Origin of the sequence: uncultured Campylobacter sp. (assembly GCF_938030685.1) — a bacterium.
In the GTDB taxonomy this organism is placed as follows: Bacteria; Campylobacterota; Campylobacteria; order Campylobacterales; family Campylobacteraceae; genus Campylobacter_B.
Genome location: NZ_CALHHX010000150.1, coordinates 1 through 6,805 on the forward strand (window position 1 = coordinate 1; position 6,805 = coordinate 6,805).

The 6,805-nt window shown below is 52.0% G+C and carries 3 protein-coding genes and 1 pseudogene; 3 read left to right on the top strand and 1 reads right to left on the bottom strand.

The genetic code is table 11. The annotated features are described in order from the left end of the window. From Q0369_RS06875 to Q0369_RS06885, 3 genes are all read left to right on the top strand, one after another. Positions 1-407, top strand: a 407-nt coding sequence (locus tag Q0369_RS06875) for a hypothetical protein (protein ID WP_298097760.1), incomplete at its 5' end; no start/stop codon positions are given. Positions 408-1,234: 827 nt separating this feature from the next. Continuing rightward, entirely contained in the window at positions 1,235-2,164 is a 930-nt protein-coding gene (locus tag Q0369_RS06880) for an aspartate carbamoyltransferase catalytic subunit (protein WP_298097763.1), read from the top strand. Then, positions 2,161-3,441: a dihydroorotase family protein gene (locus Q0369_RS06885; RefSeq protein ID WP_298097766.1), complete on the top strand. Its 1,281-nt coding sequence runs from the start codon at positions 2,161-2,163 to the stop codon at positions 3,439-3,441. Before Q0369_RS06880 ends, Q0369_RS06885 begins: the two co-directional genes overlap by 4 nt. Positions 3,442-4,410: 969 nt before the next feature. Here Q0369_RS06885 and Q0369_RS06890 read toward each other — a convergent pair. Further along, positions 4,411-6,805, bottom strand: a pseudogene (locus Q0369_RS06890) (molybdopterin-dependent oxidoreductase); the annotation flags it as partial.

The window sequence follows — 6,805 nt, forward strand, 5'->3', positions numbered from 1 at the left end:
CGCAGGGCTTTGAGAGCAAGCAAAAATCCGATCTGAACTCCACGATAGACGAGCTTGCAAACGATGCTAAAGTTTTGGGCGAGGCCTTGCAAAATTTGCAGAAAAAGGCGCCCGAAGTCTTGAGCGATTTCGCCGCTCGTAACGTGGACAGGATAGAGGATCTGCTAAAGCAGGGCGAGGCGGCGACGCGCGAAGTCGGCAAAAATCTTGATAAAATGGGCGAAAGCCTGCAAGGCATTATCAAGGACGCAAACGAAAGTATCGGTAAGGTCTTGGAGGGCTTTGGCATGCAGCCTAGACAGGAGCCGCGCGGCAGGCGTTCGCAGGGAAGCGGCAAGTCTCCGAAAGAGCGCGACGATCGTTCGGACTATAGCGACGACGCCGTCGGGCAAAGCTTTAGAATTTAAGCGCGGCTAAATTTAGCTTAAATTTGTTTGTTGTGGAGAATGCTCGCAGAGAAACGGCGCTAAATTTTATTAAATTTACTCGGCGTGGCGGGTTCGTTAAAATTTTACTCGGCGCGGCGGTTTAAAATTTTGCGTGCGAGCCGCGAGCATTGTTAAATTTCATCATCTTTCGACGCAGGTTTTTTTAAAATTTTAATCCTCTCAGTATGAGATTTTTTAAATTTCATTATTTTGCGGCGTGCGCGTTGCGACGCACGGGGATTTTTTCGTTGCACGATTTCAGTTTGCAAAAACCCTGCGCAAGGTCGGTTTGCACCCCGCGCTCGGGAGTTAAAATTTTGTGCCCCGCACTCGGGCGCTAAATTTTGCGCACCCCGATCGGAACACGCCCGATCAAATCGCTTCGCTCCGCCCGCTAAATTCATAGCGTCCGCGCAAAACAGCGGCGAGCCGTGCAGCACGAGCGCTCGCGCCGTCCTGTTAAATTTAAAAATTTTACGCACACTTTTAAATTTACGCGGCCGCTTCGTTCTCCGCACCCGCTTCGCTAAATTTTAAATTTACGCTACTATTTTATAATTTGCGCCGTTTCATTAAATTTCAAATTTACGCGCCGTATCCGCCGCCCGCCGTAGGTAAAATTTCAAAATTTCGCATGCCGCCGCGGACAAAATTTTAAAATTTTGCTCGCGCTTCGTATGATCTAAAAATGAAATTTCAAGCAAAATTTCGCGTCTAAATTTGAGCTCAGCTCTTAAATTTTAAAATTTTATCAGAGATTTTTTTATACAATTACGGCTGAAATTCGGCCTAAAAAAGGAGAGGGAATGTATAAGCTAAAGCATCTTCTTAGCGCGCAGGATCTGAGCCGCGAGGACATCTACGACTTTATAGGTCTGGCGCGCGAGTTTAAAGCGCTCAACCGCTCTGACGTCAAAAAATCCGACTCGCTTCGCGGCAAGACGGTCATCAACGCGTTTTTCGAAAACTCCACCCGCACTCGTACGAGCTTTGAGATCGCAGCCAAGCGCCTGGGCGCGGACAGCGTAAATTTCACCGCCGCGGACAGCAGCACGAAAAAGGGCGAGACGCTGATCGATACCATCAGAAATATGCAGGCGATGCGCACCGATATCTTCGTGTTGCGCCACAGCTGCTCGGGCGCGGCAAAATTCGTAGCGGCCAACTGCGATGCATCGATCGTAAATGCGGGCGACGGGCTGAACGAGCACCCGAGCCAGGCGCTGCTGGATATTTTTACGATCAGCGAGCACAAGGGCAGGATCGAGAATTTAAACGTCGCGATCATCGGCGATATATTTCGCTCGCGCGTAGCTAGAAGCGACATCTGGGCGATGCAAAAGCTCGGCATAAACGTGCGGCTCTTCGGCCCTCCGATGATGCTGCGCGACTGCGATGCGTTCGGCTGCCCGATATGCAAAAGCGTGGAGGAGGCGATCGAGGGCGCCGACGTCATCATCATGCTTAGAATACAGCTTGAGCGGCAAGACGGCGAGCCGAGCTTCCCGAGTGTGCGCGAATACTCTAAATTTTTCGGACTTACAGCTAAGAGGATGCAGGCGGCGAAAGAGGGCGTCATGATAATGCACCCCGGCCCGATCAACCGCGGCGTGGAGATCAACTCCGACGTAGCCGACGATCCGCACTATAGCTGCGTTTTAGATCAGGTAGAAAACGGCGAGGCGATGCGAATGGCGATACTTCATACGATAAATTTAAATAGGAGCGCACGATGAAAATTTTGATAAAAAACGGCACGATCGTTAATCATAACGGCAGCGAGGAGGCAAACGTCCTGATCGAAGGCGATAAAATTTCAAAAATCACGCGCGATTGCCCCGCCGTAGACCGCGTAATAGACGCTGCGGGCAAGCTCGTGATGCCCGGCCTCATCGATATGCACGTGCATTTTAGAGACCCGGGGCTCGAATACAAAGACGACGTCATCAGCGGCAGCGAAACCGCGGTCGCAGGCGGCGTAACAACCTGCCTCCCGATGGCGAATACTAAGCCCGTAAACGATAACTCCAGCATCACGCGCGCGATGATCGCTAAGGCTAAACAGCGCGGGCTTATCGATCTGCTGCCGATAGGCGCGATCTCGCAGGACTGCAAGGGTGCAAAGATCGTCGAGATGGGCGATATGCTGGAAGCCGGCTGCGTGGCTTTCAGCGACGACGGACTGCCCGTGACCGATAGCTCCGTGATGCGACAGGCGCTCGAATACTCCGCTCACTTCGGCTCATTCGTGATAAATCACAGCGAGGATTGCTCGCTTTGCCACGGCGGCGTGATGAACGAGGGCAAAGTCAGCGCGATCCTCGGTTTAAAGGGGATGGCGAGCGAAAAAGAGGAGATCATGATCGCGCGCGATCTGCTGCTTGCCAAAAAGACGGGCGGGCATATCCATGTCGCGCACGTAAGCTCGGCGTGGTCGCTAAAGCTCATCGAGCAGGCTAAGCGCGAGGGCATCCGCGTCACCTGCGAAGCTACGCCGCATCATTTTACCTTCGACGAGCGCGAGCTGATGGGATACGATACGAATTTTAAAATGTCGCCGCCGCTTCGCACTCAAAGCGATGTGCAGGCGATTAGAGAGGCGCTTAAAAGCGGTCTGATCGACGCCATCGTGACCGATCACGCTCCGCACAACACCGACGATAAATTTGTAGAATTTGACCGCGCACCGTTTGGAATTTTAGGGCTTCAAACTCTCGTGCCGCTTACGCTGCGGCTTGTAAACGAGGGTGCCATCAGCCTTGAAGACATGGCACGCCTCTGCTCGTTTAACCCGGCTAAAATTCTAAATTTAAAAGACAAGGGCGAGATTAAAGAGGGCTTTTTGGCCGACATCGCGATCATCGATCCGCAGATTTCCTACGTTTACGACGAGGCGCTAAATAAGTCCAAATCGCGCAACTCGCCACTTTTCGGCAAGCAGCTTACGGGCGCTGCGGTTTGCACGATCAAAAGCGGTCGTGTGGTCTATGAGTTTCCAAACGTCGTAGCGTAGGGCGCTTGCGGCGTAGGACTTGCGATCGGCGACTTGCGGGCAGAGCTTGCGAGTGGTAGCTTGCCGACGAGCGGCATTCGTAGCGCAAATGGTGCTATTGCTTAATTTTAAATTTAGCTAGTTTGGGCGCAACGGCTTGCTTTTAAAATTTTGCGGTGCGATCGGTTTATTTTAAATTTGGCGGCAGCGTAGGCGCGGCGACTTGTCTTTAAAATTTCACGCGCAAGCTTGCTTGGGATAGGCGTGACCCTTGATTTCGCGGCGTGATTGTCCTGCTTAAATTTATCGGTAGCTCGGCGCAGTAAACTACATTTAAAATTTTGCGGCGCAATTTTTTGGTCTAATCATGCGGAGCTCTGCGGCTAATTCGCTTTAAATTTTGCGGTAGCTCGGTATGGCAACTTACTTTTAAAATTTCATAGCGCGAGCGCGGTTGAAATTTATTTAAAGCAGTTTGTCATTTTTAAAGTGCGCGCAAATTTAACCCGCATCGCCTCGCGCGTGCCGCTCGTAGATTTCGGCTTTGGAATTTTACCGACGTGCGCGGCATTTGTAAATTTATAACGGCGCCTTTTTCGATGCGGCAGCTGCTTTTAAAATTTCACGACATGGCGGCTAGTTTATCGTAGCTAGATTTCTGCGCCGTGTGTGAATAAATCCTGCGTATGAACGGTAGCGATCTAAATTTAAGAATATCTATGAACGGCGAAGCGTTATCTCTCGTGCGCGCTGTACGTCGCGCTAAAATCGGCTCTGCGCGGCTACCGAAAGGAAAACAAAAGCCCAGACTTGTAGCTCGCAGCCGCACATAGTAGGGTTTTGCGTGCGGCTTTAAAGATTAAATTCTAAAACCGAAATTTCAAAAAAGGCCGCACGAAGCGCGGATAAATTTCGTCCGTGCGGTCTTCAAGAGTTCTAAATTTATAGCCTTAAAAATCAAAATTCCAGCTCGCTCAAAGAAAGTAATGTCTAAGCCTCTATCGTCGCGGGCCTATCAAACGCCGTTACGCTCGGCAGTTCGCCTTTAAATTTCTCGATCTGCGCCATGCTCGTGTGCGCGGTATTGCTTTGCGAGAGCTGCGAGCTAGGCACGTCCTTGGTTAGCACATTTATGTTGCCGTGTTTACATAGGCTGCGCTCGCCCCAGACGGCCGGGTCGTACCACGCACCCTCGCTTACGATCACGACGTTATCTTGCGCCGTATCGCTTACTAGCGCGCCGCAAAGTATCTCGCCTCGGTCGTTGTAGATCCTTACTACGTCGCCCGTTTTTATACCGCGTGCCTTTGCCGTGGCGGGGCTGATGAGTGCGGGTTCGCGGTTTGCGATCTCGGCGTAGTTGCGGATGAGCGAGTTATTTAGCTGCGAGTGGAGCCTAAATTTAGAGTGCGCGCCGCTGATGGCGACCCCGTACTTGCTCACGTCGCTGCCCAACCACTCAAAGGGCTCCATCCACGTCGCGTGCGGCGGGCAGTCGGGATAGCCTAGCTTTTCGATCGCTTCGGAATAGAGCTCGATCTTACCAGACGGCGTTTTTCTCGGGATCTGCGCGGAAGTCCGCGTAGTTTGTGAAGTAGCGCTTTTTCTCGTCGATTTTATCAAATTTGACATAGCCTTTTTGCCAAAACTCCTCAAATTTAGGCATCGCTATGCCCATGCCCTCGGCTTTTGCAGCAGCATCGGCGTAAATTTCCCTCACCCACTCAAGCTCCGTTTTGCCCTCGCTAAAGGCCTGCTCGTACTCCTCGCCCCACTGCGCGCAGATGAGCCGAGCGATCTCAAAGTCGCTCTTGCTCTCGCCTGCGGGCTTTACTAGAGGTTTAATTGCAAAGAGGTATTCGCTAGTCGAGTTTGCAAACTCTATATCCGTGCGTTCGCACTCAAGAGCAGCTGGCAGCACGATGTCGCTGAGTCTTGCCGTACTCGTCCAAAAGGGCTCGGTGGTGATGATCGCCTCTATCTTTTTCATCGCCTCGACAGCGCGGTTGGTGTCCGGGTGGCGGGTGAAGGTCGAGCCGTTGGCGTTAAACATCACGCGGATGTGCGGCATGACGTACTTTTTGCCGTTGCGCTCGATTAGCTTACCAGGCTCCATGATCGCGTCTATGAGCCTGCTGTTTGGTATCTCGTGGTATTTGGCTTTGGCTAGCTTGCCTTGCGGGGCGATGTATTTTTCGTTTACCGCCGGGTTAAAGGCCTGAAGCTTTGGCGCGACGAAGCTGATATCTGCGTTTTTATGCATCTGATCGTTCATCACGTAGCCGCGCCCCGTCTTGCCGATGTCGCCTAGCATCGCAGCTAGCGTGATTAGCGCCCAGTATGCCATCTCGCCGTGGTGCTGACGCTGGATAGAGTAGCCCGTGACGATGAGCGTGTCTTTTTTAGCCAGCGTATCAGCTAGTTCTTTTAGCTCCTTTTCGCTCACGCCGCAAATTTTACTCGCCCATTTTAGATCCTTTTTCACGCCGTCTTTCGCGCCCGTGAAATAATCCTTAAATTTATCAAACCCGACCGTGTAGCGCTCAATAAATTCCTTGTCGTATAGCCCGTTTTCGTAAAGATAATCGCAAAGTCCGATCAGCATCGCCGTATCGGTGCAAGGGCGCACGGCGAGATACTCCGCGCCGAAATACTCCGCCGTTTCGTTGCGGTAGACGTCGACGCTGTAAATTTTCATCTCGCCTTTTTTAAATTTATCCTTCATAATCTCGTAGTAGGCGTAGGAGTTGTGCATCGGCACTCCGATAGCGATCTTGTTTGAGACGACGGGATTCGTACCCCAAAATACGATCGTTTTGGCCTCCTTTACCACGCCCTCCCAGCGCGTAGGATTATGCGTCGGATCGATAGAGCCCGTCACGTGAGGCAAAAACGCCGTCGCCGCGCCGTATGAGTAGCCACCAAGCTCGCTCACGTAGCCTCCTAGCGCGTTTAGCATGCGCTTTGCGGTGCGCTGCGAGTGGCCGACCTTGCCTAGGCTACCCCACTGATAAAGCTGCCCGTAAATGGCCTCCGAGCCGTATTTATCGAAGTTTTCTTTTAAAATTTTAGCGCTTAGCTTTATCGCCTCGTCCCAGCTAACGCGCACGAAGGGCTCTTTGCCGCGAAGCTGCGGCTTTGGATTTGAGGGATCGGCTAGGAAGCTTTTGCGCACGTATGGGTATTTCACGCGCGTTTCGTTTTGGATGTGATCGCTTAGGGCGTTGTTTAGCACCGTTGGCATAGCATCTCCCTCGAATGGCTCTGTGCCCACGACCCTGCCGCCGATGGTTTGGACATAAAACGCGCCAAATTTATTCGCGCAAAGCCCCATCTGCTCGTCAAATATCGCCTGCGCCGCCGCGTCAAATTGTTTTGCCTGCGC

What these genes read in the sequence shown, in the direction of transcription:
- Q0369_RS06880 (WP_298097763.1), top strand. Translation starts at nt 1,235, where the DNA reads ATGTATAAGCTAAAGCATCTTCTTAGCGCGCAGGATCTGAGCCGCGAG.
- Q0369_RS06885 (WP_298097766.1), top strand. Translation starts at nt 2,161, where the DNA reads ATGAAAATTTTGATAAAAAACGGCACGATCGTTAATCATAACGGCAGC.